The sequence below is a fragment of the Streptomyces sp. NBC_01267 genome (assembly GCF_036241575.1).
Taxonomy (GTDB): Bacteria; Actinomycetota; Actinomycetes; order Streptomycetales; family Streptomycetaceae; genus Streptomyces.
In genome coordinates this window covers 7,246,733-7,272,904 of record NZ_CP108455.1, presented here as the reverse complement: position 1 = coordinate 7,272,904, position 26,172 = coordinate 7,246,733, and the positions used below count along the sequence as shown (strand labels likewise).

The window sequence follows — 26,172 nt, the reverse complement described above, 5'->3', positions numbered from 1 at the left end:
GCCGCACCAGAGGTCGGGGAGCAAGGGCGCGAACACGGTCCGTCGCGGCCCTCGTAGGCTGACGCCCATGGAGACACCCGCCGATGAGACGGCCGCCCGCGCGGTCCAGGACGAGCTGCGCACCCGCGTCGTACGGGACGAGCCCGGCCCCCCACCGGGGACCGGGCTCGTCACCGGTGTCGATGTGGCGTACGACGACGAACGGAACGTGGTCGCCGCCGCGGCCGTCGTTCTCGACGCCGCCACGCTGGCGGTCGTCGAGGAGGCCACCGCGGTCGGGGCGGTCGCGTTCCCCTATGTACCGGGGCTGCTCGCGTTCCGGGAGATCCCCACCGTGCTCGCCGCCCTCGATTCGCTGACCTCGGACCCCGGGCTGGTCGTCTGCGACGGCTACGGGCTGGCGCATCCACGGCGCTTCGGCCTGGCCAGCCATCTCGGTGTGCTGACGGGTCTGCCGGTGATCGGCGTCGCGAAGAACCCGTTCACCTTCTCGTACGAGCAACCGGGCGCCCGGCGCGGGGAGTTCACGCCGCTCCTGGCCGACGACGGCGAGGAGGTGGGCCGGGCGCTGCGTACCAGGGAGGGCGTCAAACCGGTCTTCGTCTCGGTCGGACACCGGGTCGGCATCGAGAACGCCTGCGCCCACACCCTGCGGCTCTCCCCCGACTTCCGGCTCCCCGAGTCCACCCGCCGCGCCGACGCGCTCTGCCGCCGGGCGCTGCGGGAGGCGACGGCCGTCTGACCGGCGCCTCCCGTCGGCGGGCTCAGGCCGCCTGCGCGCGCACCAGCGGGAAGTGGCAGGCCACTTGGTGGCCCTCGCCGTCCGGGGTGCTCGCCAGGGGCTCGGTCTCGGCGCAGATGTCCTGGGCGATCGGGCAGCGCGTACGGAACCGGCAGCCAGAGGGCGGGTTCGCCGCAGACGGGGTCTCACCGCCGAGCGGGGACCGGCCGGAGCCGGCCGTCTCGGGGTCCGGGACGTTGACCGTGTCGAGGAGACCGCGGGTGTAGGGGTGCAGCGGGTTCGCGTACACCTCCTCGGCCGGGCCCGACTCGACCAGCTTGCCGAGGTACATCACACCGACCGTGTCGGCGAGGTAGCGGACCACCGCCAGGTCGTGCGAGATGAAGAAGTACGTCAGCTCGCGGTCGCGCTGGAGCTCCCGCATCAGGTTGAGGATCTGTGCCTGGACGGAGACGTCGAGCGCGGAGACCGGTTCGTCGGCGACGATCAGGTCCGGGGAGAGCGTCAGCGCACGGGCGAGGCCGAGCCGCTGGCGCTGGCCGCCGGAGAACTCGTGCGGGTAGCGGTCGACCGCGCCGCGCGGCAGCCCGACGGCGTCCAGGAGTTCACCGACGATCCGGTCCTGTTCGGCGCGGTCGCCGACGCCCTGGATGACGAGCGGTTCGCGCAGGATGGTGCCGATGCGCATACGCGGGTCCATGGCCGCCGCGGAGTCCTGGAACATCAGCTGGATACGGCGGCGGTGCGCGCGGCGCTGGCCCCGGTCCATGGTGGCCAGGTCCTGGCCCTCGAAGACGATCGATCCCGCGGTGGGGTCCTCAAGACCGGCGATCATGCGGCCGATGGTGGTCTTGCCGCAGCCGGACTCGCCGACCATGCCGAAGGTCTCCCCCTTGCGCACGGTCAGGGAGACACCGCCGACGGCGCTGACCGTCCCGTGCTTGCGGGAGAACGGGCCGCCGGTGAGCGGGAAGTCCTTGCGCAGGTCGGTGACTTCCAGCAGCGTGGCGCCCGCGGGCACGACGGCAGTGGTCTCCCGCTTCCCGGCCGCCGCGGCCCCGGCGTTCCGCTCGCCGTCCTCCGGCACCGGGTGGAAGCAGGCGAACCGGTGGTCGCCCTCGGTCAGTTGCGGCTCTTCGGTGCGGCACACCTCGGTCGCGAACGCACAGCGTGCCGCGAACCGGCAGCCGTGCTGCTCGGTGGCGAGGTTGGGCGGCAGACCGGGGATGGTGCGCAGTTCGGTGGCGCCCTCGACGGCCTTCTCGGGCAGGGCCGCGAAGAGGGCCTGGGTGTAGCGGTGCCGGGGGCGGGCGAACAGGTCCCGTACGCCGGACGTCTCGGCGACCTTGCCCGCGTACATCACGGCGACCCGGTCGACGCGGTTGGCGATGACGCCGAGGTCGTGGGTAACCAGGATCATCGCCATGCCCAGGCGGGAGCGCAGCCCGTCGATGAGTTCCAGGATCTGGTGCTGGGTGGTCACGTCGAGTGCGGTGGTGGGCTCGTCGGCGATGAGGAGCTTGGGTTCGCAGACGAGCGCCATGGCGATGGCGACCCGCTGGCGCATACCGCCGGACAGCTGGTGCGGATAGGCCTTCATCCGCTCGGAGGGCTGCGGCATACCGACCAGGCCGAGCATCTCCTCGGCCCGCTCCCATGCCTCGCGCTTGCTGATGGGGCGGTGCAGCAGGAGGGGTTCGGCGACCTGGGCGCCGATGGTCATGGTGGGGTTGAGCGAGGTCAGCGGGTCCTGGAAGACCATGCCGATGGTGTTTCCCCGTACGTCGCGCAGCACGGGTTCACCGGCCGACGCGAGGTCGTGGCCGTCGAAGAGGACCCGCCCGGAGGACACGGCGCCGCCGGGCGGGAGCAGCCCGAGAACGCTGAGCGCGGTCATGGTCTTGCCGCAGCCGGACTCGCCGACCACGCCGAGCGCCTCGCCGGGGGCCAGGTCCAGGCTGACGCCGTCGAGCGCGTGGACGGTGCGGTTACGGGACGCTATGTCGACATGGAGATCGTCGATCCGCAGCAGCGGCTCGGTCATGGGAGTGTCCTCCGGGCAGTGAAGGCAGGAAGCGAAAGCAGGGGGGTGTGGCTACTTCTTCTGGAGCCGTACTTCGAAGGCGTCCCGGAGGCCGTCACCCACGAAGTTGAAAGCGCCTACGACGAGCACGATGGCGATGCCCGGCGGGAAGATCAGCCACCAGTAGCCGTTCTGGGTGTACGTGATGCCCGAGGACAGCATCGAGCCCCAGTCGGCGGCGGGCGGCGGGATGCTGAGGCCGAGGAAGGCCAGGTAGCTGACGTACAGGATGGCGTCGGCGATCTGGAACGTGCAGTTCACGATCACCGTGCCGATGGCGTTCGGCACGATGTGCCGGAACACGGCGCGGGCTCCGCCGCCGCCCATCATCCGCATGGCCTGGACGTACTCGCGGTCGCGCAGCGAGAGTGCCTCGCCGCGGACCAGGCGGGCCGGGGAGAGCCAGGCCACCGCCGCGATGATCACGATGAGGACGCCCTTGCTGGGCGTGATGATCGCGGCGACGACGACCAGCAGGAACATCGCGGGGATGGCGAGCGCGGCGTCCGTGACCCGCATCATCACGGCGTCGACCCAGCCGCCGAAGTACCCGGAGACGGCGCCCCAGAGGGTACCGAAGAGGGTGGCGAGCAGACCGGCGGCGAGGCCGACCTCCAGGGAGGACTGCCCGGCGAGCATCAGCCGGCCGAGCATGTCGTAGCCGAGGTCGGTGGTGCCCAGGAGGTGACCGGAACTGCCGGGTGCCAGGTTGGCCTGCGCCAGGTCGGTGTGGACCTGGTCGGTGGAGTGGATCAGCGGGCCCAGGTAGCAGAACGCGAGGAGCAGGACCAGCACGATCACGCCGGTGAGGGCGAGCTTGTTGCCGGTGAAGACCTGCAGGGTACGGCGGGCCAGTGAGGGCGTGGCGAGGTCGGCGTCCTCGTGGCCGGGGGCTATGACGGCAGTGCTCATGAGACGCTCCGGATCCGGGGGTCGAGGACGGCGTAGACGATGTCGGTGAGGAGCGATCCGACCACGGTGGCGACCCCGATGACGAGCGTCACGCCGAGCAGTACGGGGAAGTCGGAGCCCTGGGCGGCGTTCCAGAAGAGCAGGCCCATACCCGGGTAGTTGAACATCGACTCGACGACGAGGGCGCCGCCGAACAGCGTCGGCAGATACAGGCCGAGAAGGGTCGCGAGCGGGATCAGCGCATTGCGCATCACGTGCTTGGCGAGGATCCGCCGGCTGGACTGCCCCTTGGCCATGGCCGTACGGACGTACTCCTCGGTGAGGTTGTCCAGGGTGGCGGAGCGCATGTAGCGGCTGAACATCGCGATCACGCCGAGCGCCATCGTCACGATGGGCAGCACCATGCCGGAGAACCCGCTGAAGATGCTCGACAGGGACTCGCCCTGCGGTGCCTCGGCCGGGAAGACCGGGACCATCTGGCAGAAGACGATGATGAGGATCAGACCGAGGAAGAAGACCGGCGTCGCGTAGGCGAGGAAGGTCGCACCCGTCAGCAGGTAGTCGGTGATCTTGCCGCGGCGCACCGCCTGGAGCAGGCCGAGCGGGATCGCGATGATCACCGCGAGCGCCGTGGAGAGCGCCGTCAGCAGCAGCGTCTTGGGGAGTCGCTGCATCAGCAGGTCGGAGACGGGCTGGTTGAGCTTGTACGACACACCCAGGTCACCGGAGAGCAGGCGCTTCAGGTACTCCCAGTACTGCATGGGCAGCGCCCGGTCGTAACCCTGGACGTGGTTGAAGTGCTCGATCTGCTGCGGTGTGCCCTTGGGCCCGAGGATGGCGCGCGCCGGTCCGCCGGGGAGCAGGTGCAGCAGGACGAAGACGATGACCGACACCAGGAAGAGTACGACCACCGCCTGGAGAAGGCGCTTGAGGAGAAAGCCGGTCACTGGTCGGCCCCCTTCTTGACGTAGTACCAGTCCTGCGGGGCGAGGGTCACGGTGGGGTTCTGGTCGACGCCGCGCAGATCGTTGCGGATCACCGACACCTGGTAGGCGGGGTTCGGCATCCACATCACCGGGAGCTGCTTGGCGAGGTACTCGCCGTACGCGTGCATGGCGTTCGGGTCGGCGGAGTACTGGACGGCGCGGATGAGCTTGTCGGCCACGGGGTCCGAGTAGTTGCCGAAGTTGGCGGAGGCGCCGGTCGAGAAGAGCTGCTCACCACTGGGGTTGAGCGGGTAGTACCAGCTTCCCGCGGTGCCGAAGAAGGACATGTCCCAGTCGCAGCCGGGCTGACCCGCCTTGCAGGGAACGGAGTTGCCGAGGACCGAGTTCAGCGGCTGCTGGCGCACCTTGAGGTCGATGCCGGCCTTGCTGAGCGAGGACTTCAGCTCCTGCATCATGTTCGTCGACTCGGTGGAGCCGGACTGCGAGAGCAGTGTGAGGTTCAGCGGGGCGTTCTTCGCGATGCCCGCGCCGCACTGGTTGTCGCCGGTGCCGGGGCGGGTGCAGCGGGCCTGGCCGTCGCGGATCGTCCAGCCGTGGTCGACGAGGAGCGTACGGGCGGCCTGCACCGAGTACGGGTACTGGTTCTTCTCCATCGCCGGTGACAGGTACTGCGTCTTCGGCGTGATGGGCACGGGCCCGAGCGTCGGTGTGGCGCTGCCCTGCCAGATGACCTTGCTCATCGCCGTCTGGTCGACGAGGTGCTGCATGGCCTGGCGGATGTAGAGCTGCCGCAGGGCGGGGCCGCCGTGCGAGGAGTTGAAGTTGTAGACGATGTAGGTGGCCGCCCAGCCCTCCCACGGGTCGACGCGGTATCCGCGGTCCTGGAACGTCTTCTTCTGGGCGAGGACGGACGGGGCTATGTAGCCGTAGTCGACGCCACCGGAGCGCAGCACGTTGAACTCGGAGTCAGCGGTGGTGAAGGGCTTGAAGACGACCTTGTCCAGATGGGCCTTGTCGGAACCGGTGTACTTCGGGTTCCGTACGAGGGTGACCTGGCCGGTGTTCTGCCACTCGTCTATCTTCCAGGGCCCGTTGACGGTCTTCCAGAGCGGGTCCTTGGAGTAGGCGCCGAGGCTCTTGGAGTGCTGGGTCAGCCGGGCGAAGATCGCCTTGGCACCCGCGGTCGTGCGGTCCCGGTCGCCGATGGGCCCGCCGTCCTTCTCGGCGTCCCAGGCGGCCTGCGGGAGCGCGCGCATCAGGGTGAGCTGGTTGGCGGTGAACCAGTCGGGGTTGTAGGACCGGTTGAGGTGCAGCCGCACGGTGTGGGCGTCGACGGTCTCGAAGCTCTTGACGTTGTCGGGCATGGCGCCGACGGAGTAGCTGCCCCAGTCGGCCTTGTTGGCCTTGACGAGGTTGAACCAGAACTCGATGTCGCGTGCGGTCACCGGCTTGCCGTCGGACCAGGTGATGTCCTTGCGCAGCGGCACGGTGACCGTCCGGTTGCCGTCGCTGTAGACCGGCTTCTGGCCCAGCGTGTTCGGCCCGGTGGTGGTCAGCGCGCCGTCCTTCTTCACCGCGTCGTAGACGGGCATGAAGAGCAGCGACTGGATCGCGAAGTTGTACGTGGCGCCGTAGCCGGGAGCCCCGATGGGGAAGATCCAGTTCGGGGTGGCGGCCGGGGGCAGGGCCATCGTGGCGGTGCCGCCCTCGACCGGGGTACCACCGGTGGGTCCCATGGCTATCCGGCCGCCGTCCTGCGTACAGCCCGAGAGGGCCATCACGATCGCCGTCCCGGTGACCGCTGCGGCTAGTGCGCGGCGCCGCGCGGGTGAGCGCCTTGGGCGCATGGGTGGGCCTCCATCGAGTTCCGGCTGCGAGCCGACGTGAACATCGGCTGGAGAATGTCTGAAAGTTAGGACGGCAGATGAAACTAAGTCAAGAGCGAAAACGTGACCAAGTGCGCCCCAAGTGCAGCTTTTGATCCTCTTTGTCCGATATTGGGATAGCGAATTGATGAAAAGTTTTCCGTTACCCCTGGCGGAAGTCGCCATCAGATCGCTAACTTTCATCGAGACAGCGCCGACTTACTTTGAAATCTCGAAGCAACTTTCGAAGTAACCGGAGACAGCGATGACGGGGAGAGCAATGACGGACAGCGTGACGAACCAGCACATCCTGCGCATGGTCACGTCCGGTGCCGCCGCCTCACGGGCCGACCTCGTAAGAGAGTTGGGACTGGCGGCCTCGACCGTCTCGCTGCGCGTCCAGGAACTGGTCGCGGCCGGGCTGCTCACCGAATCCGGTGAGGGCGCCTCGCGCGGCGGACGCCGCCCCCGGCTTCTGCGGATCCCGCAGCAGGGCGGTGTGGCCCTCACCGCCGATCTCGGCTCCCACCACGGGAGGCTGGCCGCCGTCGGTGTCGACGGCACCGTGTCGGACGCCGCCGATCACAGCCACGACCTCACGGCCGGACCGGACCAGGCCGTCGACTGGCTGGTGGAACAGCTGGCCGCGCTCGCCGGCCAACAGCGGGCGGCCGGACGCACGGTACGCAGCGTCGGCATCGCCTTCCCCGGCCCGGTCGACGTCGCCACCGGCCGCGTCCTCACCCCTTCCCGGATGCCCGGCTGGCACAACTTCCCGCTCCGCGACGTCCTCGCCGACCGGCTCGGACTGCCCGTCGTCGTCGACAACGACGCGACGCTGATGGCCGTCGGCGAGCACCAGTCGGCACGGCCGGAACTCGATCACCTGGTGGTCGTCAAGGCCGGCCGCGGCATCGGCTGCGGAGTGATCTCGGCGGGCCGCCCGCACCGCGGCGCCAACGGCTGCGCGGGCGACATCAGCCATGTCCGGGTGGACGCCGCGGAGGAACGCCCGTGCAGCTGCGGGAACATCGGCTGCCTGGAGACGGTGGCCAGCGGCGCGGCCGTACTGCGTGAACTCGCCCGCCGCGGCACCCCGGTCGACGGCACCGCCGAACTGCTGCGCCTGGTCACCGACGGAGACCCGCAGGCGACGACCCTGGTACGGGCGGCCGGCCGGCACATCGGCACCGTGCTCGGCGTCGTCGTCAACTTCTTCAACCCGCAGGCGGTCGTCCTCGGCGGCGCCCTGGCCGCGGCCGAGCCCCTGGTGGCCGCGGTCCGCGGTGTCCTCTACGAACGCTGCCTGCCGATGGCCACGGCCGGTCTGGAGATCACCACCACGGTCTCGGGCCGGGACGCGGGCCTGCTGGGCGCGGGACTGACCGCCCTGCGCGACAGCCGGCCGCACGCCGAAAGAACCTGAACCCGGCCCCGCAGACCCTGAACCCGGTCCGCCGCGCCCGAGCCCCATCGGCGCGGCGCCTCGCACCACCGTCCACACCCCGCAACCGGAGAGCAGCACCTCATGACCACCTCCACCCCCACCCGCCGTCTGCGCATCGCCATCGGCGGCATCGGTATCGAGTCCTCCACCTTCTGCCCGCACCGCTCCACCACGGACGACTTCCGCCAGACCCGCGGTCAGGAACTGCTGAACCGCTACAGCTGGACACAGCCGTCCTCGGATCTCGACGCGCTCGTCGAATGGGTCCCCCTCCTGCACGCCACGGCTCTGCCCGGCGGTCCGGTCGAGGCGGAGTCCTACCTCCTGCTCAAGGACGAGCTGATCTCCCGGATCCGCGCGGCGGGCCCCCTCGACGGCATGGTCTACGACCTGCACGGGGCGATGAGCGTCATCGGTCTCACGGACGCCGAAGGTGATCTGACCGAAGCCGTACGGGCCGCGCTGGACGCGGTCGGCACCCCCGAGGACCCGGCGTCGGGCCGCCCGATGATGTCGGCGGCGATGGACCTGCACGGCAACGTCTCGCGCCGTTTCGCTGAGCCGATCGAACTGCTCACCGCGCACCGGCTCGCCCCGCACGAGGACGCCTGGGACACCCGCGAGCGCGCGGCCCGCAAGCTCGTCGAGCGGCTCCAGCTGCCCGCCGGGACCCGCCGCCCGCACCGTGCCTGGGTACAGGTGCCGGTCCTGCTCCCCGGTGAGAAGACCAGCACCCGACTCGAACCCGCCAAGGGCCTCTACGGCCGGCTCGCGGGCATCGAGGCGAAGCCGGGCATCGTCGACGCCGCGATCTGGGTCGGCTACGCCTGGGCCGACGAGCCGCGCTGCAAGGCCGCCATCGTCGTCACCGGCGACGACGCCGCACTCGCCGCCGCGGAGGCCGAGTCGCTGGCCCAGCAGTACTGGGAGGTGCGCCGCGACTTCGAGTTCGTCGGCCCGACGGGTACCGCGGAGGAGTGCATCGCCACGGCCGTCGCCTCCGACCGCCGTCCGTTCCTGATCAGCGACTCGGGCGACAACCCGACGGCGGGCGGCGCGGGCGACCTCGCGTACATGCTCGGCAAGCTGCTGGAGAACGAGCAGATCGCCTCCGGCAAGGTCACTGCCGTACACCCCGGCATCACCGACCCGGCCGCGGTGCGCGCCTGCTTCGAGGCCGGGATCGGCGCCACCGTCACGGTCGGTGTCGGCGGCAAGGTCGACACCAGCCAGGGCGGGCCGCTCGAAATCACCGGCACCGTCACGGGACTTCAGCGGGCGGCCGACAAGGCGGACCGCGCCGAGGGCGGCGCCTACGACCGCGGCTGCGACCTCGCGGCCATCACCGTCGGCGGCCTCACCGTCGTCGTGACCGGACAGCGCAAGCCGTTCCACACGCTCGCCGACTTCACCGGCCCCGCGCAGGGCGGCCTCGGTATCGACCCGCGCACCTTCGATCTGGTCGTCGTCAAGATCGGCTACCTGGAGCCCGAACTGCACGACATGGCGGCGGACTGGCTGCTGGCCCTCACCCCCGGCGGCGTCGACCAGGATCTGCTGCGCCTGGGCCACCACCGGGTGGAGCGCCCGCTGTACCCGTTCGACGAGGACGCGTACGAGAACGAGGGTGGCCCGGACCTGACTCCGGTACTGCTCTGACACAGCGGACGGACGGGCGGCCGGGGGCGGCGGACGAGGACATCGTCCGCCGCCCCCGGCCGCTCTGCATGCCCGGTCGGCCCCCGTCGGTGGGTCGGTCCGCGGGCCGACCCACCGATCACGGTGTGATCGCTATGCTGCGACCGCAAGCGCTCAGCCAAGCGTTCAAACGAACAGCTGGGCGGCGGCTGACCAGACACCCCAGGGGGTCCAGGCATGCGGGAGCCGGTCGAACTCAGGCGTCAGAGAATCCTCTCGGTGGTGCGGTCCCGGGGCGCGGTCAAGGTCAGCACACTCGCCGCGGAGCTGGCCGTCTCGGTCGTGACGGTCCGGCGCGACGTGGAGGAACTGGCCCGCGCGGGGAAGCTGCGGCGCGGGCACGGAGTGGCCCGGCCCGCCGAAGAGGTCGGTGGGCCGGGTCCTTCCGGCGGGCTGCCCGCACCGCGCTCCGGGGACCCGGCCGTGGACGGCGGCGCGGTCGCCCTGGTGGTTCCGGAGCGGCACTCGTACCTCTACGAGACCTTGCACGGCGCACGGAGCGTGCTGGAGGAGTCCGGCATTCGCACCGCGCTGCACATCGCGCCCCGGACACCGGGCGGCGAACGGCCGCTGGTGGAGCGGGCGCTGGCCGCCGGAGCACGCGGGCTGCTGATCGCTCCGCACTGGCGCAGCGCCGCGTCCCAGGAGGCGGACTACGGCTGGCTCGCGGACATGCCGGTGCCGACCGTGCTGATGGAGCGGCGCCCCCGGGCGGGCAGCGCCCTGCACGCGCTGGACTCGGTCTGCTCCGACCACTGGTACGGGGTGTTCCTGGCCGTCGGTCATCTGGTGTCGCTGGGCCACCGCCGGCTGGTGCTCGCGGCCCGCGACGACAGTCCCACCGCGCGCACCATCCGGGCGGCGTTCGCCGAGATCGCCGCGGCCAGTCCCGAGGTGGACGACTGGTCGGTGGTGCTCAGTACGCCGGACGCGGGGCCGGGACCCGGCCCCGCGGAGCAGAGCGATCCGGACGGGGTCGTGTACAGCGCCGTGCCCGCGCCGCACCGGGGCGCCCCGCTCGATCTCGCGGCGCTGCTGCGCGCGCGGGGCGCGACGGGCGCGGTGCTGCACGGCGATGTGGACGCGCTGATGCTGGTGGAGAAGCTGGCGGAGAGCGGGGTGCGGGTGCCGCAGGACTGTTCGGTGGTGGCGTACGACGATGTGGTCGCCGCGCTGGGCAGCACCCCGCTGAGCGCCGTGGCCCCGCCGAAGGCCGAGATCGGCAGAGCGGCGGCGGAGTTGCTGCTGCACCGGCTGTCCGAGCCCGCCGGAAGCCCCGGCCCGGTGCGCAGGACGGAGCTGCTGCCCAGGCTCGTCGTGCGCGGATCGGCGCAGGTGCGGGGCCGGACCGAAGAATAGATCGTTTGACCGCTTTATCTTCCTTCTGATCGCTCTATTGACCCGGGGCGATCAGCCGATCAGGATTCCCCGTGTCTCGAATCAGGAGCCGCGGGAGGCGCCCATGCCTGGTCGACCGAGCCGTCGATCCGTACTCGCCACGATGGCCGCACTGCCGCTGACCGGCGCACTCGGCGCCTGTAGCAGCGGTGGCGGATCCTCGCAGTCAGGTGGCACCAGGAGTACCAGCAAGCGCGCCACCCACCTCACCTTCTGGTCCGCCCTGCGCGGCAGCCAGCAGGTGGTGGACGAGTTCAACCGTACCCACGACCGCATTCAGGTCGACTTCCAGCAGATCCCCTCCGGTAACCAGGGCGGGTACGCCAAGCTCAGCAACGCCGCACGGGCGGGCAACGCGCCGGACGTCGCCACCATCGAGTACCCGCAGGTGCCCGGCTTCGCCATCGACGGCGTGGCCCGCGACATCACCGGACTCATCAGCGACGGGCTGCGGGCCGAACTGCTCCCCCAGGCACTCGGTCTGACGACCTTCGAGAAGCGTGTCTACAGCGTTCCGCTGGACTTCGAGCCCATGGTGATGCACTACCGCAGCGACATCTTCCGGCAGTACGGATTCGATGTGCCGCGCACCTGGGCCGAGTTCGAGGATGCGGCGAGGGCGGTGCGCCGCAGGAACGCCGACCGTAGGCTGACCACCTTCGCCACCGACGGCGCACTGCAGTTCGCCGCGTTCGCCTGTCAGGCCGGTGCCCAGTGGTTCGACACCGCGGGCGGTGCCTGGAACGTCTCGCTGGCCGACCGGCCGAGCCGCCGGGTCGCGGCGTACTGGCAGCGGCTCATCGACCAGGATCTGGTCCACGTGAACACCGTGGACGGCCAGCAGAACGACGCCCGGGTCGACAGCGGTCAGGTCCTCGTCCGGCTCAGCGGCGCCTGGGATGCCGGGGCCCAGATGTCGGCCCACCCCGACCAGAGAGGCAAGTGGGCCATCGCGCCGCTGCCCCAGTGGTCCGACGGCGACCACACGCTCGGGACCCATGGCGGCTCCACCCTCGCCGTCACCCACAGCAGCAGACATCCGGAGGCGGCCCTGGAGTTCATCGAGTGGCAGGTGACCCACCCGGACGCCCTGCGCGCCCGGCTCTCCAGCGGCGCGAGCAGCCAGTATCCGGCCGCCCCCGGGCTGGTCGGCGTCGACCGCAAGGCCTTCGACCGCTCGTACTACAGCGGCCAGGACATCTACACCCTCTTCGACGAGGAGGCCCACAAGGTCCGCGACGGCTGGACCTGGGGGCCGCGGATGACCGCGACCGCCAAGGTCATGCAGGACGGATTCGCCCGGGTCGGCGGCGGTCAGGGCTCCCTGCTCGACGCCGTGCGCGCCGCCCAGCGGGGCACCATGCCGGACCTCAGGGCCCTGGGACTGGCCACCACCGAGCACAGCAGCTGACCCCGGGCCCCTTGCCGCGCAGTCCCCCCTTGCCGCGCAGTCCCCTCGCAGCAACGTCCCCTCGCAGCACCAGAGAGCAGCAGAGAGGCAGGTGACACTCATGACCAGCCCCGCCACCACCCCGGTACCGGCCACCCCGGGCACCGCCGGGCACACGTCGCAGGCGCCGTCGGGCCCCGCACGCGAGCGCCCGGCCCGCAGGTCCTCGCGCCGCCGTGAACTCGGCGCGTGCGGCGTGCTGATGACACCCTTCTTCATTCTCCTCGTGACGATATTCCTGATTCCGGTCGGGACGGCCGTGTGGCTGAGCTTCTTCGGCGACGACGAGCCCGGACTCGGCTTCGGCCCCGAGCGCAAGGTCTTCGTCGGACTGCGCAGCTACACCGCCGTACTCACCGACCCGACCTTCCTCAGCAGCCTGGGCACGATCGTCCTGTACAGCGTGCTCTACATCCCGCTGCTGGTGATCGGCTCGCTGGCGCTGGCGCTGCTGCTGGACTCCGGAGTCGTACGGCTGCGGTCCTGGGCCCAGCTCGGGCTGTTCCTGCCGCACGCGGTGCCCGGCATCATCGCCGCCGTGATCTGGCTGTACCTCTACACGCCCGGCCTGAGCCCGGTGATCGATCTGTTCGGCAAGGCGGACATCACCATCGACTTCCTCGGCCTGCACACCGTGATCCCTTCGATCGTGAACATCGCGTTGTGGAGCAACCTCGGCTACGACGTGGTCGTCTTCTACGCCGCGCTGCAGGCCGTACCCCGCGAGGTCGTCGAGGCGGCCCGCGTGGACGGGGCGGGCCCGGTCCGTACCGCACTCCAGGTCAAGACGCCCCTGGTGCGTTCGTCGGTGGTGATGGTCACGATGTTCACCCTGATCTTCGCGCTCCAGCTGTTCACCGAACCGATGCTGATCAGCCAGGCGACGCCGATGATCAACTCCCGTTTCTCGCCCAGCATGTACATCTACGACGCCGCGTTCACCCGGAACAACTACGGGCTGGCCGCCGCCGCCTCGGTGATCCTGCTGGTCGTCACGATCGCGCTCTCCTACGGAGTCACCCGCTGGACCAACCGCGCCAACACCCCCGAGGAGGACACCCGATGAGCGCGAACGGCGTCATCCGCACCCCGGCGGCCCTGCGGCCACGGCTGCTCGGCCGCTCCGTCGTCAATCTCGTGGTCGGCGTCTCGGTGCTGTACACGGTGCTGCCGGTGCTGTGGCTGGTCCTCGCGTCGGCCAAGGACCGGAGCGCGCTGTCCGGCAGCGGCCTGCTGTCGCCGCACCACTTCTCGTTCCTGCGGAACCTCAGGAACGTGTTCTCGATGGACGGCGGGGAGTACGCGCGGTGGTACGGCAACAGCCTGCTGTACGCGGTCATCGGCGCCGCGCTCGGGGCCCTGGTGAGCATCGCCTGCGGCTACGCCTTCGACAAGTACCGCTTCGCCCACAAGGAGAAGCTGTTCGGTCTCGTCCTCGCCGCCGTCATGGTGCCGCAGACCGTGCTCGCCCTGCCGCTCTATCTGATGGCCTCGGCCACCGGTGTGGTCAATACGTTCTGGTCGGTCTTCGTCCCGGTGCTCTTCAATCCGTTCGGTGTGTACCTCGGCCGGATCTTCAGCCAGGGCTACGTGCCGGACGAGGTGCTCGAAGCGGCGCGGGTCGACGGCGCCGGTGAGCTGACCACGTACTTCCGGGTCGCGCTGCGGATGCTCGGGCCGGGCCTCGTCACCGTCTTCCTCTTCCAGCTCACCGCGATCTGGAACAACTTCTTCCTGCCCATGGTGATGCTCTCCGACCAGGACCTGTACCCGGTCAGTCTCGGCCTCTACACCTGGAACAGCTCGGCCACCGTCTCCCCCGAGTACTACCCGGTGGTGATCATGGGCTCACTGCTCGCGGTGCTGCCGCTGATTCTCGCCTTCGCGCTGCTGCAACGCTTCTGGCGCTCCGGCCTCACTGCGGGCGCCGTCAAGTAGCCGTCAAGTAGCCTTGTTCCGGGGCTGCTTGGACCTGCCGGCGAACCTCACTCTCTCCGATTCCCGTTTGCCCGCACCAGGAGAATGATGCCCAGCACCCCTCCCCCCGCCCGCTCCCTTCCCCGTGCCGCGCTCGCCATGAGCGCCGACGCCGCGGCCTCCGTACTCGGCGCCGAGTCCCTGGCCGCCCTCGCCGGGCTGTGCGATCTCGCCCCGCTGCCCGTCCTGGACGACTTCACCACCCGCCGGGCCCGCACCACCCTCGCGGACGTGGAGCTGCTGATCACCGGGTGGGGCTGCCCGCCCGTCGACGCGGCCGTGTTGAAGGCGGCGCCCCGGCTGCGCGCCGTGGTCCACACGGCGGGGACCGTCCGCGGTCACCTCACCGAGGCGTGCTGGGAGCGCGGCATCCGGGTGTCGTCGGCAGCGGCGGCGAACGCCCTGCCGGTGGCCGAGTACACCGTCGCGATGGTCCTGCTGTCCGGCAAGCACGTACTGGAGCGGTCCCGTGCGTTCCGGGCCGACAAGGTCCGCGGCAACTGGCTCGGTACGTCCACGGAGGTGGGCAACTACGGCCGCACCGTGGGCATTCTGTCCGCCTCGATGATCGGCCGACGCGTCATCGAACTGCTGCTCCCCTACGACCTGCCGCTGCTGCTGCACGATCCGTACGTGTCCGACGCCGAGGCCGACGCGCTGGGTGTCCGGCCGGTCGGCCTCGCCGAACTGTTCGCCCGGAGCGATGTGGTGAGTGTGCACACCCCCCTGCTGCCCGCCACCCGCGGACTCGTCAGCGGTGAACTCCTCGCCGCCATGCGACCGGACAGCGTCCTCATCAACACCTCGCGCGGTGCTGTCGTGGACCAGGACGCGCTCACCGCGCTGCTCCAGCAGAACCGGATCCGGGCGATCCTCGATGTCACGGACCCCGAGGTGCTGCCGTCCGGGCATCCCCTGTGGGAGTGCGACAACGCCCTGATCACGCCGCATCTCGCGGGTTCGCAGGGCAACGAGTGGCGGCGGCTGGCCGATCTCGCGGTCGGCGAGGTCGCCCGGTGGGCGGCCGGTGACGACTTCGCCCACCCCGTGGAACACGAGAGGTTGGCCTTCCTCGCATGACATCTCCGCGCATCACATCTCCGCGCATGGCATCTCCGCGCATGACGCCGCCCCTTGAACTCCCCGCCGACGACCGGGTGCTGAGCCCGCACACCGGCTACACCCGGGCGCACTGGGAAGCAGCGGCGGACGGTCTGCTGCACGCCGCATGGCAGTGGGCCACGCCCGGCCGCGCCCTCCTCAACCTGCCGGGGCGGCCGTCCGTCTCCGGGGTGCGGTCGGACGGCCTCGAAGGGTACGCGCGTACGTTCCTCGCCGCCGCGTTCCGCGTCGCCGGCGCGGCGGGCAAGGACCCGCACGACTGGCTCGGCCGGTACGCGGACGGGCTCGCGGCGGGCACCAGGACACCGGGCCGGGACGACACCGAGTCCTGGCCGCTGATCCAGGACCACACGGTCTTCGGGCAGCCCATGGTCGAGTCCGCTTCCGTCGCCATCGGGCTGCGGCTGACCCGGCCCTGGCTGTGGGACCAGCTGGACTCCGGGGTGCGGGACCGTACGGAGGAGTGGCTGCGCGGCGCACTGCGCCACACCCCCGCCCCGAACAACTGGTACCTGTTTCCCTATTCGGTGGCCGCCTTCCTGGAGTCCGTGGGCCGCGGCGACGCGGAGACGGCCCGCGCGAAGCAGCGGGCGAGGGAGCTGTTGGAGGGCTGGTACCAGGGGCAGGGCTGGTACACGGACGGCGACGGCCGCGCCTTCGACCACTACAACGGCTGGGCCCTGCACCTCTATCCGGTGCTGGACGGCCACCTGTCGGGCGACTCCGAACTGTCCGCGCACTACGGCGCCCGGCTGCGCGAACACCTGGAAAGCTTCTCGCTGCTGTTCGGCGGGGACGGCGCGCCGATCTATTTCGGCCGCTCGCTGACGTACCGCTTCGCCGCGGGCTCGGCGGTCGCGCTGGGGGCGGTCACCGGGCACACCCCGCTGGCGCCCGGTACCTCACGACGGCTGGTCAGCGGGGCGCTGCGCTACTTCCTGGACCGGGGCGCGACCGGCTCCGACGGGCTGTTGAGCCTGGGCTGGCACGGCCCGCACCGCGCGACGCTCCAGCGCTACTCCGGCCCCGCGTCCCCTTACTGGGCATCCAAGGCGTTCGTGTCACTGCTGGCGCCCGACGGTCACCCGCTCTGGACGGCGACCGAGGAGAACGCGCCCAGCGAGGGGCCCGACCGGGTGCGGGCGCTGCCCGCGCCCGGACTGCTGGTGCAGTCGACACGGGCGGACGGAATCGTCCGGCTGCACAACCACGGCAGCGACCATATCCGGCCGCACGAGGGCGAGTCGGGCGTACGGGACGACCCGCTCTACAGCCGCCACGCCTACTCCACGGTGACCGGCCCCACGTCCGAGGAGAACACCGCGGACAACCACCTGGCCGTGGTCGTGTCCGGGGTCCGCAGCGACCGCCGCGCCATCCGTCCGCTGGGTGCCGGTGAGGGCGACGGCTGGGGCTGGGCGGCGTCCTGGCACCGGCCGGTCTTCCCCTCCGGTGCGCCGATGGTGCCGGGGATGCGGGTGGAGAGCCTCACGGTGGCCCGTGGCCGGTACGAACTGCGGGTACACCGGGTGCTCGGCGCCCCGGCCGCGACCGGGCTGGAACAGACGGGCTGGGCGACCGGACCTGACGACACCGGCACCGGCGGCCAGGTGCAGTCCGAGCTCCACGGGCTGTACGGCTGGCAGGCGCGGGACGAGGTGCGGGCCCCGCAGGGCACCGCGTTCACCCGCTGGGCGCTCGTGCCCCGGCTGACCGCGGTCGCGGAGGGCACTGCACTCCTGGTCTGCCTCGCCACGCTGACCGCGGAACCGGGCGCCGCGCCGCTCGCCGACGCGGTGAGCGGAGTGCGGGTGGACGAGGAGAGCGGCACCGTCGAGGTGTCCTGGGCCGGGGACGGGTCCTCGACCCGTATCGCGTTCGAGCCGCTGACCGTCGACCATGGTTAGGGGCCGCGGATCGAAGCCGGACAGCCCTCGGGGTTGTCCGGCCGGCCCCGGTCAGACCTGGCGTGCCACCCTCTCCAACAGGGGCAGAGCCGCGGCCAGTTGCTTCCGCTCGGCAGGGGTGAGTTCCTCGGAGAGGGCCCGGGTCAGCCGGCGCGCCTGATCGCGGCGAGCCCCGTGCAGGGCCTCCGCACCGGCTTCGGTCAGCGAGACGACGACCCGGCGGCCGTCGTCCGGGTCCGGGTCGCGGACGACCAGTCCGCGCTCCTGGAGTGCGGAGACGATCGTGCAGACGGACTGGGCACGGATGCCCTCGCCCGCCGCGAGGGTGCCGGGTGTCGCCGGGCCCTCGCGGTCGAGCCGTACGAGTACGGAGGTCTGGGACAGGGTGAGTTCGTCCCCCGGCCCCGTCTGTCTGAGGCGTCGGACCAGCGGGCCGAGGCAGGCACGCAGATCCGCCGCCATGCGCGACACGTCGCCGGGGACGGCGTCGCCGGAGGCCACGTCGCCGGAGGCCACGTCGCCGGAGGCCACGTCGCCGGAGGCCGCTGAACGGGGAATCACCATACCCATCAGCATAAACTGTTCAGTTCAGCCTTATGGTATAGCTGTCTCATGAACGACTCACTTACCGCGGAAACCATTCGGTTCCCCGGTCACGACGGCGACGAGATCGAGGCCTACCTGGCCCGCCCGCAGGGCGAAACGCGGCGCGGTGGCGTCGTCGTCATCCATCACATGCCCGGCTACGACCGGGGCAGCAAGGAAATGGTGCGCCGGTTCGCCGAGCTGGGTTACGACGCGATCTGCCCGAATCTCTTCTACCGCGAGGCGCCCGGCGCCGCACCGGACGACGCGGCAGCGGCAGGCCGCGCGGCGGGCGGTGTGCCGGATGCCCGTCTCATCGGCGACGTCGCAGCCGCAGCGGCGCAGTTGCGGGCGCTGCCCACGTCCAACGGGAAGACCGGCGTGATCGGCCACTGCTCGGGAGGCCGGCAGAGTGTGCTCGCGGCCTGCCACCTCGATCTCGACGCCGCGGTGGACTGCTACGGCGCGTTCGTCACCGGCACTCCGCCGGAGGGCTTCCCCCTCAAGGTCAGCAATATCGTCGACCAACTCCCCGGCCTGAGGGCGCCGTTGCTCGGGCTGTTCGGGGCGGACGACAGTTTCCCCGGCCCCGAGCAGGTGGCCGAACTGGAGCAGATCCTGACCGCCCACGGCAAGGACTTCGAGTTCCACAGCTACGCGGGGGCCGGTCACGCGTTCTTCTCGACGGACCGCCCCTCGTACAACGTGGCCGCGGCCAACGACGGCTGGGAGCGGATCGCCGCCTTCTTCGACAAGCACCTGGGGGCCTGAGCATGTGCACCTACACGACGGTCAAGGGTGAGGTCGACGGCAGCGCCAAGGGGCCGAACGGCTCCTGGTTCCATGTCTCGGACGTGACGGTGTACTTCGACCACCCGGTGCACGCGATGGCCGAGCACACGCTCAACATCGATCTCACCGATCCGGCGAAGGGGCCGTCCGCCCGGGTCGCGCTGGAGCTGTCCGCGGAGTCCGCGCGAACGCTGGTCGCCGCCGTCCAGGAGGCCCTGGCAGCGGTACCTCCGGCGCTCACCGCCTGAACGTGACGGCGCCGGGGCAACGGGCCGGACCCGATGCCCCGACGCCGATGCCCCGATGCCGATGCCCCGATGCCGATGCCCCGACGCCACTGTGCCGGGCCGGAATCCGGCTGCCCGCCGCCGGGCCCGTTGCCCACCGCGCTCACGGCGTGCGCAGCGAGAGCTCCCCCGCGCCGAGCGGTGCGAAGAACCGGGCCACCCGGTCCTCGGTGATCTCCGCGAGGCTCGCGGGGGACCACTGCGGGTCGCGGTCCTTGTCGATCACCTGGGCCCGGACCCCCTCGGCCAGGTCCGGTTCGGCGAACGCCGCGCACGAGACGCGGTACTCCTGCTCCAGGACCTCCTCCAGCGTGCCGAGTTCACGGGCGCGGCGCACGGCGGCGAGCGTGACCTTCAGCGCGGTGGGCGACCTCTTGTACAGCGTCGCGGCGGCGTCCTTGGCGGCGGGGAGGCCGACGTCGAGCAGCCGGTCCAGGATCTCCTCGACCGTGTCCGCCGCGTAGCAGTGGTCGATCCACTCCCGGCAGGCGTCCAGCTCACCGGCCGGTGCCCGCTCGGCGCGGCGGGACAGAACATCCGCGACCGGTTCCTCCGCGAGGTCCGCGAGGAGTCCGGGCAACTGCTCCGACCGCACGAAATGGTCCGCCAGCCCGCAGAGTTGCGCGTCCGCCGCGCCCACCGGGAGACCGGTCAGGGCGAGGTGGGTGCCGAGCTCTCCGGGTGCCCGCCCGAGCAGATACGTGCCTCCCACGTCGGGCACGAACCCGATGCCCGTCTCGGGCATGGCGACCCTGGAGCGTTCGGTGACGACCCGGACGCTCCCGTGGGCGGACACCCCGACGCCGCCGCCCATCACGATGCCGTCCATGAGGGCGACGTACGGCTTGGGGTAGCGGGCGATACGGGCGTTGAGCCGGTACTCGTCGCGCCAGAAGGCGGTCGAGGCCGAGCCGCCCGCGCGCGCGTCCTCGTAGATCTTCCGGATGTCGCCGCCCGCGCAGAGGCCGCGTTCACCGGCTCCGGTGAGGACGACGCTCTCCACGCCGGGGTCCTGTTCCCAGGCGGTGAGCGCCTCGTCGATGCGCCGCACCATCGGGTGGGTCAGCGCGTTCAGCGCCTGCGGGCGGTTGAGGGTGAGGTGACCGATCCGGCCCTCGGTGCGTACCCGTACGGAGTCGTCGCTCATCGGAGGGCTCCCGTGAGTCCTCGGGCCTGTCCGCGCTCCGCAGTGCTACGCATCATCTCGTCGGTTCCTTCCGGGACCCGGTGGACCCGGAAGGGCCCCTGCCGGTCATCACGATGCCGTACGCCTCCCGGGGCCGGGACACCGGGAGGCCGGGGTGCGCGCTCAGCCGAGCTTCGCCAGCTGGGTGTCGATGACGTCCTTCGGCTGCTCCGCCTTGCCCCCGAGGCTCTGAGCGTAGAAGGAGGCGAGCGTGCTGCCCTTGCGTACCGCCACCAGGTGGGAGGTGCCGGATTCGCCGTCCAGGTCGGCGGTCAGGACGAAGGCGACCGCCTCGTCACCGCCGGAGTAGGTGGCGGGCGCCACCTTGGTGAACTTCGTCTTGTCCGAGCCGACGACCAGGGTGAAGCCACCGGCGCACGCCTTGCCCGCGGCACTCAACGACGCGAAGGCGTCCGGGGCTCCCTTGCCGTCGTACGAACCCAGCGTGTCGGCCGTGACCGTCGCGCTGAGCGCCTTCATCCCGGCCGCGGCCTTCTCGTCGGCCGAGGCGTCCCTGGCCGGCGCCTTGGGCACAGCGACGATCTTGCGCGTGGACGTCGCGGCGGGTGTGCCCACGGCGCTCAGCGACATGGCCTGGACGAGCGGCTTGCACTCGGCCTTGTCGGTGGTCATCGTCTTCACGGCGGCGAGGTCGGCCTTGGTCGCCCCGGCCACCTTGTGGTTCTTCAAGTCGCTCTGGGCCAGGACGAGTTTGTCCAGCTCGGCCTGGGACAGCGCCTTCGCGGCCGGCTCGGCGGCAGCGCTCCCCTTGTCCTTGGGGGCGGCGGAATCAGCGGCGGGCTTGTCGGACCCGCAGGCACTGACAAGCAGGGCCAGCGAGAGCCCGGAGGCGACGACGGCGGTACGGCGGACGATGGTGCGACGCATGAAACAGCTTTCCTCTGGCTCGGTGAACAACGACCCCGGGCGGCGGAGTTCACTCCTCCGACGCCCCTCGGGATCTGTTGCGACCCGTGAAATCTACGACCCGCGGGCACCGAACGATCATGAAAAGGCACTGCTCGGGCGATTGTGACGGCCATGCAATCCGAGAGGCTCCCAATCGATACGCATTCCGGTACAACCCTCAGGGGTCGAGCTGTGGCGCCGGGAGCGGGGTGGACGGCGGACGGGACCGGACGAACCCGATCGCCTCCACCGGGCAGAGGACCGCCGCGTCCCTCGCGGATCCGTCGGCGGCGGGTGCGTCGGACCGGGCGCGTGAGCCGGTGTTCCCGGCAGGTTCGAAGTGGAGCGGGGCGGTGGCGAGGCAGACGCCGGAGCCGATGCACGCGTCGGGGTCGACGCGCGCCCACGACGCCCCGAGGGGTTCTCCGGGGGGCGGGTCCTGTTCGACGTTCCGGGACACGGCCGCCTCACCAGGTCACGGGCAGGGTGCGGGGTGCCCGGGTGCTGAGACCGGTCTTCCACTCCGGGGGCGCCGCGGCGCGCAGTTCCGGGAACCGGCGCACCAGGCCGGCCAGTGCCTCCTGGAGCTGGACGCGGGCCACTTGCGCCCCGACGCAGTGGTGCGGTCCGTGCCCGAAACCGATGTGGGGGTTGTGGTCGCGGTCGAGGTCGAGCAGGCCCGGATCGTCGAAGACGGTCTCGTCATGGTTGGCCGAGGAGTTGACCGCCATCACCGCTTCGCCCTCGGCGATCGTGACGCCGCCCAGTTCGATCTGCTCGGTGGCGATCCGGAGATTCGCCTGGACGTTGGTCTGGGCATAACGCAGCAGCTCCTCGACGGCCCTGGGGATCGTGTCCGGTTCCTGTCGCAGCCGCCGGTACCGTCCGGGTTCGTCGAGCAGCAGGTGCACCATGCCGCCGAGCCGGTCGGCCGTGGTGCCGTACCCCCCGGCGAGCAGCACCAGGCTGAACGAGATCAGTTCGTCCTGGCTGAGCCGGTCGCTCTCGTCGCGTGCGGCGATCAGGGTGCTCAGGACGTCGTCCCCGGGGTGGCGGCGTTTGGCCGCGACCAGCGCGGTGAGGTAGCCGGTCATCTCACCGACAACGGCGGTGACCTCGGTGTCGGCGAGGGCGGTGAGGTTGCGCAGCGCGTCGCACCAGGCGTCGAGTTGCTCGCCGTCCTGGCGCGGTACGCCGAGCAGGGCGCAGATGACCGCCAGCGGCAGCGGGCGGGCGAACAGCTGCACCAGGTCGGCCGGGCGGTCGTGCGCGGCGAGTTGGTCGAGGAGCTCCTCGACCAACCGGGCCACGTCGCGCCGCATGGCTTCGGCGCGGCGGCCGGTGAAGGCCGGGGCGACCAGCTTGCGCAGCCGGGTGTGTTCCGGCGGGTCCGCGGCCAGGATCGAGTCCGGCAGCGTGGGGACGCGCGCGATGCGCGGTCCTGCTCCCCGGGTGGCACGGGTACGGCTGAAGCGCGGATCCGCGAGCACGGTGCGCACGTCCGCGTACCGGGTGACCAGCCAGGCCGAGTCGCCACTGGGCAGCCGGATCCGGGCGCACGGCGCGGCGCTGCGCAGTGCGGCGAACTCGTCGAGGGGGCCGAGGCCGTCGTGGTGCGGGAAGGGGAAGTCTGCGGTGTGGACGAGCGGGCCGGGGTCGGTGTCTGTCACTTCTGCTCCGGGAGGGTGTTCGGCGAGGCGACCGCGAGAGGGACGGGGGTTGCTGCGAGCGGGGGTGTTGCTGCGGGTGGCGTCAGCGGAGCTCGTAGACGGATACGTGGTAGGCGCTGTCGCGGGCGAACGGCGCGCCCGCCCAGGAGCCCAGCCGCTGCCGCAGCCGGAGCCCGGCCCGCTCGGCCATGGTGTCCAGTTCGCCCGGCGACGCGTAATGGAAGTGGACCCGCAGGTGACGGGTGCGGTCCGCCTCGTGGACGAGGTAGTGGGACTGGTAGGTCCGGGTGGACGGGTCGATCCTGCGGTGGCAGAGGATGAGGTGTTCGTCCGTCTCCGAGACGACCTCGGGCACCCCGGAAGCCGCCGCGACGGCGAGGGCCTCGGGCAGATGCGCGTCGAGGACCAGCACACCGGCCGGTTCGAGGTGGGCGGCCACCGCGCTGAGACAGCGCTGCTGGGCCTCGTGGTCCGCGAGTTCGAAGAACGTGCCGCCGACGGCGTAGACGAGCGAGAACGTGCCGGTGACCGGGACCTCGCTGAAATCGCCCGGCGTGACCTGGATCGTGTCGCCGCCGGGTTTGGAGCGCAGCCGCGCGGCCATCGCGTCCGACGCCTCGACGCCGTGGACATCGAAGCCGCGGACCGCCAGCGGCAGAGCAACTCGCCCGGTACCTATGCCGAGTTCGAGCAGCGGCCCGTCACCGGCGAGCGCCGCGAGGGTGTCCACGGTGGCGCCGGTGACACCCGGCTTGCCGAACCACCGGTCGTAGTCGGCGGCGAAGGTGTCGGCGTATCCGGGTCCGTGCGCGGCGGAGGCGTGGCGATCGCCCCCGCTCTCCGGGACATCGGCGGGCGCTGCAGCCGTGGGGCCGCGGTGGTCGTGCGTCGTGGACATGTCGGGTCTCCTCGGCCTGCGGCCGGTCCGGTCGCCGCGGTGCGGGACGGTCCGGGTGGACGTGGGCGGTGGGGGCGTGCGTTGCGGGCGTCGGGTCAGCCGAAGGGGTGCGGGCCCGGGGCGCGGGGCAGGCCGCGTTCGCCGTCCGGGCCGGTGGGCAGGGCGCGGGCGCCGGGGGCCACGACCCGGACCACCGTCGAGCCCAGGGCGCGTGCCGGTCCGCAGGTGGTGTCCACGAGGACGAGGTCCCGGCCGGTGTGCTCGGACAACGTGGCGGCGCCGGAGCGATGCGGTTCGGAGGACGGGCCGCTCCCCGACCGCTCGGGCCCGCCCGGTGCCGGTGGTGGTGCGGGGCGCGCGGCACCGACCGGGGTGTTCGCGGTCCACAGCCGGAGGCTGTCCTGGCGGTGGTAGGCCCAGAGCGCGTGCTTGACCGCGGAGTCCGGGGCGTCGCCGCCCTGCCAGCGCGCCCAGGTGTCGGCGGCCACCGGGGTGTGCATGCTCCACCGCACCATCAGCGCTTCGTAGGCGGCCTTCTCGACCAGCGGGGCGATCTCCCCGTCGTCCGGACCGCAGCGGGCCCCGAAGGTCTGCCGGGTCCCGTCCGGTGCGTGGAGGCAGACCGCCACGCACCGGGAACCGGCGGGTGCCGGGAGGTCGAGTGCGGTCGCCGTCGCCCCGGTTCCGTCGAGGAGTTCCGCCAGCGGATCGGGCAGTCCGGTCTCCGGGATCACCCGGGGAGCGCGGGAGAGTCCGTACCAGCTCCTGCGGATGAGGTCACGTTCGAGGACCTCCCATGCGGCGTGCTGCGCGGCGGCGTCGGGGTCGGGATGTGCGGCGACCCCGGTGGATCCGACCCCGGGCCCGGGGTCGCAGCCGGGCGGCGGCCGGTGGTGCAGGAAGACGGCACCGGCGGGTACGTGCGTGTCGGCGCCGGTGTGCAGGGACCGCCCGAGCACCCAGAGCCGCCGGGTGCCGCGTGACTCGTCCGGGGTACGGTCCGCGCCTTCCGGTACGAACTCGGCGGGGTCCACCGCGGGTATCCCCTTGCGGCGCAGTTCGCTGTGGGTCGCCACGACCGCGGCGTCCGACTCGGCGGCGCGGCCCGCGAGGATGTTGCCCACGCGTTCGAGGAGTTCGCCGCGCGCGCTCGCGACGACGCGTTCCGTGCGGTGCCCGGCCGCGCTGCCCACCACGACGGGCCGGTCACCGGCCGCGCAGACGGGATCGAACTGCGGTGAGCGGGCCGCGACGCGCGCGAAGACGACCTCCGGCCACTGGGCGTAGGGGGCGAAGACCTGGGGTTCCCACGGGGTCCCGGCCATCAGGCGTGCACCTCGGCCACCTCGGCCGCGTCCTCCAGGACGGCTCTGCCGTGGTCGGTGAGCGCGTCACGGTGTCCGGTCATCGTGCGCACGGCATCGGCCGCGGAACGGGCGAGGCGATCGTGGCGCGCGCGTACGGCCGCGGCGGCGCCGGAGTCCGCCGTGGGCCCCGCGAGCAGGCGCCGGTACAGCAGCACGCTCCGGGCCAGGACCACCGTCTGCTGGAAGAGCCCGGTGAGCGGCCGGGGGTCGAGCCGCAGCGGCGTCGCGACCAGCGGGCCACCGTCCTCCACGGGCCGCAGGAAGGGATGTGCCGCCACGGACGCCGCGTTGCAGCGGGTGTGGGTGCCCTCGTGGACGAGCGCCTCCGCGAGCCGGACAGTTCCGGGAAGTCCGCCGGGGCCCGGTCGCAGCCGGTCGCGCCGGATGAACACGGCGCCGTGGACGGTGAAGTCGGTGAAGCCGTCGATCGACGGCCCGTCCAGCAGGACCATCTGCCGGAGGATCTCGCTCAACTCGGCATAGGCGCCCGGCCAGGTGACGGCGAGCAGGGCGGTCGTCCCGCGGATCGTCGCCGTCTCCGCCTCCCGCCACGCGACGACGGTGGAGCCGTGCGGCCGGTCGCTGTTCCCGGCCTGGTCCGGGACGGACTTGAGCGCGCGGGCGACACTGCGTTCGAGATGAGGCTGGGGAGCGGCGAGTTCGACCGGCCAGGGAAGCCCGGACGGTGGCGTGGCCGCGATGCCCGACCGTGCACGGCTGAGCATCGAGGTGAGACGGTCGAGGCGGTCCGGATCGAGTGGCCCGGCCCGCAGGGCGTGCTGGGCGACGTGCGCGGTCTCGATGACCGCGGGGTGCGCGGCTTCCCCGGTGGAGACGGTCAGCCCGGCGGATCCCAGGACGGACCGGGTGGTGCGCGCCAGAGTGGAGCGCTCCTCGGCGCTCTGGCGTGCGTCGGGCTGTACTCGCACC

Annotated in this window: 23 protein-coding genes; 11 read left to right on the top strand and 12 right to left on the bottom strand. The window is 71.5% G+C overall.

The features are described from left to right. The first annotated feature begins 67 nt into the window (after positions 1-67). Positions 68-742, top strand: a complete 675-nt coding sequence (locus OG709_RS32545) for an endonuclease V (RefSeq protein ID WP_250303110.1) — start codon at positions 68-70, stop codon at positions 740-742. A gap of 22 nt (positions 743-764) precedes the next feature. Here OG709_RS32545 and OG709_RS32540 read toward each other — a convergent pair whose 3' ends face one another. Genes OG709_RS32540 through OG709_RS32525 form a run of 4 tightly spaced genes read right to left on the bottom strand, consistent with a single transcriptional unit; the run spans position 765 to position 6,531 of the window. Continuing rightward, positions 765-2,786 (bottom strand): ABC transporter ATP-binding protein, encoded by a 2,022-nt coding sequence (locus OG709_RS32540; protein ID WP_329168693.1) that lies wholly within the window; start codon positions 2,784-2,786, stop codon positions 765-767. Positions 2,787-2,837: 51 nt separating this feature from the next. Beyond that, complete coding sequence (locus tag OG709_RS32535) at positions 2,838-3,737, bottom strand: ABC transporter permease (protein ID WP_250303108.1); 900 nt, start codon at positions 3,735-3,737, stop codon at positions 2,838-2,840. Further along, on the bottom strand, positions 3,734-4,684 hold the full coding sequence (locus tag OG709_RS32530; RefSeq protein WP_250303107.1) for an ABC transporter permease: 951 nt from the start codon (positions 4,682-4,684) through the stop codon (positions 3,734-3,736). Before OG709_RS32530 ends, OG709_RS32535 begins: the two co-directional genes overlap by 4 nt. Beyond that, a complete protein-coding gene (locus tag OG709_RS32525) occupies positions 4,681-6,531 on the bottom strand; it encodes a peptide ABC transporter substrate-binding protein (protein ID WP_250303106.1) in 1,851 nt (616 codons plus the stop codon). The genes OG709_RS32530 and OG709_RS32525 overlap by 4 nt, the downstream gene beginning before the upstream one ends. Before the next feature lie 298 nt (positions 6,532-6,829). Between OG709_RS32525 and OG709_RS32520 the strand changes: the two genes are divergently transcribed. The 8 genes from OG709_RS32520 (at position 6,830) to OG709_RS32485 (ending at position 17,548) form a co-directional block, all read left to right on the top strand. Then, positions 6,830-7,975: an ROK family transcriptional regulator gene (locus tag OG709_RS32520; RefSeq protein ID WP_250303105.1), complete on the top strand. Its 1,146-nt coding sequence runs from the start codon at positions 6,830-6,832 to the stop codon at positions 7,973-7,975. A 102-nt stretch (positions 7,976-8,077) separates the two neighbouring features. Continuing rightward, positions 8,078-9,655 carry a M81 family metallopeptidase gene (locus OG709_RS32515; protein ID WP_266645691.1) on the top strand — a complete coding sequence of 526 codons (1,578 nt, stop codon included), beginning with the start codon at positions 8,078-8,080 and terminating at the stop codon, positions 9,653-9,655. A 216-nt stretch (positions 9,656-9,871) separates the two neighbouring features. Continuing rightward, complete coding sequence (locus OG709_RS32510; RefSeq protein ID WP_250303103.1) at positions 9,872-11,053, top strand: substrate-binding domain-containing protein; 1,182 nt, start codon at positions 9,872-9,874, stop codon at positions 11,051-11,053. Positions 11,054-11,156: 103 nt separating this feature from the next. Continuing rightward, on the top strand, positions 11,157-12,503 hold the full coding sequence (locus OG709_RS32505; protein WP_250303102.1) for an ABC transporter substrate-binding protein: 1,347 nt from the start codon (positions 11,157-11,159) through the stop codon (positions 12,501-12,503). A 100-nt stretch (positions 12,504-12,603) separates the two neighbouring features. Further along, positions 12,604-13,608, top strand: a complete 1,005-nt coding sequence (locus OG709_RS32500) for a carbohydrate ABC transporter permease (protein WP_250303101.1) — start codon at positions 12,604-12,606, stop codon at positions 13,606-13,608. Further along, positions 13,605-14,480, top strand: a complete 876-nt coding sequence (locus OG709_RS32495) for a carbohydrate ABC transporter permease (protein WP_266645698.1) — start codon at positions 13,605-13,607, stop codon at positions 14,478-14,480. Before OG709_RS32500 ends, OG709_RS32495 begins: the two co-directional genes overlap by 4 nt. Before the next feature lie 87 nt (positions 14,481-14,567). Next, positions 14,568-15,599, top strand: a complete 1,032-nt coding sequence (locus tag OG709_RS32490; RefSeq protein WP_329168690.1) for a hydroxyacid dehydrogenase — start codon at positions 14,568-14,570, stop codon at positions 15,597-15,599. A gap of 41 nt (positions 15,600-15,640) precedes the next feature. Beyond that, positions 15,641-17,548 carry a DUF2264 domain-containing protein gene (locus OG709_RS32485; protein WP_329168689.1) on the top strand — a complete coding sequence of 636 codons (1,908 nt, stop codon included), beginning with the start codon at positions 15,641-15,643 and terminating at the stop codon, positions 17,546-17,548. A 51-nt stretch (positions 17,549-17,599) separates the two neighbouring features. Here OG709_RS32485 and OG709_RS32480 read toward each other — a convergent pair whose 3' ends face one another. Then, the gene (locus OG709_RS32480; protein ID WP_329168687.1) at positions 17,600-18,112 is read right to left on the bottom strand and encodes a MarR family winged helix-turn-helix transcriptional regulator; all 513 of its coding nucleotides are present in this window, start codon (positions 18,110-18,112) and stop codon (positions 17,600-17,602) included. 48 nt (positions 18,113-18,160) lie between these two features. Between OG709_RS32480 and OG709_RS32475 the strand changes: the two genes are divergently transcribed. Both OG709_RS32475 and OG709_RS32470 read left to right on the top strand, forming a co-directional pair. Next, positions 18,161-18,904 (top strand): dienelactone hydrolase family protein, encoded by a 744-nt coding sequence (locus tag OG709_RS32475; protein WP_329168685.1) that lies wholly within the window; start codon positions 18,161-18,163, stop codon positions 18,902-18,904. A 2-nt stretch (positions 18,905-18,906) separates the two neighbouring features. Further along, on the top strand, positions 18,907-19,173 hold the full coding sequence (locus OG709_RS32470) for a DUF6295 family protein (RefSeq protein ID WP_250303095.1): 267 nt from the start codon (positions 18,907-18,909) through the stop codon (positions 19,171-19,173). Between the two features lie 142 nt (positions 19,174-19,315). Here OG709_RS32470 and OG709_RS32465 read toward each other — a convergent pair whose 3' ends face one another. The 7 genes from OG709_RS32465 to OG709_RS32435 all read right to left on the bottom strand — a co-directional run bounded on the left by OG709_RS32465 (position 19,316) and on the right by OG709_RS32435 (position 26,171). Then, positions 19,316-20,359 (bottom strand): enoyl-CoA hydratase/isomerase family protein, encoded by a 1,044-nt coding sequence (locus OG709_RS32465; RefSeq protein WP_266645704.1) that lies wholly within the window; start codon positions 20,357-20,359, stop codon positions 19,316-19,318. A gap of 162 nt (positions 20,360-20,521) precedes the next feature. Beyond that, positions 20,522-21,286 carry a hypothetical protein gene (locus OG709_RS32460; RefSeq protein ID WP_250303093.1) on the bottom strand — a complete coding sequence of 255 codons (765 nt, stop codon included), beginning with the start codon at positions 21,284-21,286 and terminating at the stop codon, positions 20,522-20,524. 199 nt (positions 21,287-21,485) lie between these two features. After that, positions 21,486-21,767: a ferredoxin gene (locus tag OG709_RS32455; RefSeq protein WP_266645705.1), complete on the bottom strand. Its 282-nt coding sequence runs from the start codon at positions 21,765-21,767 to the stop codon at positions 21,486-21,488. Between the two features lie 7 nt (positions 21,768-21,774). After that, positions 21,775-22,977, bottom strand: coding sequence for a cytochrome P450 (locus tag OG709_RS32450; RefSeq protein WP_250303091.1), 1,203 nt, complete (start codon positions 22,975-22,977; stop codon positions 21,775-21,777). An 82-nt stretch (positions 22,978-23,059) separates the two neighbouring features. Further along, positions 23,060-23,875, bottom strand: coding sequence for a class I SAM-dependent DNA methyltransferase (locus OG709_RS32445; RefSeq protein WP_329168682.1), 816 nt, complete (start codon positions 23,873-23,875; stop codon positions 23,060-23,062). Between the two features lie 95 nt (positions 23,876-23,970). Continuing rightward, entirely contained in the window at positions 23,971-25,200 is a 1,230-nt protein-coding gene (locus OG709_RS32440; protein WP_329168680.1) for a YcaO-like family protein, read from the bottom strand. Then, entirely contained in the window at positions 25,200-26,171 is a 972-nt protein-coding gene (locus OG709_RS32435; protein WP_329168679.1) for an aKG-HExxH-type peptide beta-hydroxylase, read from the bottom strand. Before OG709_RS32435 ends, OG709_RS32440 begins: the two co-directional genes overlap by 1 nt. Position 26,172: the final 1 nt, after the last annotated feature.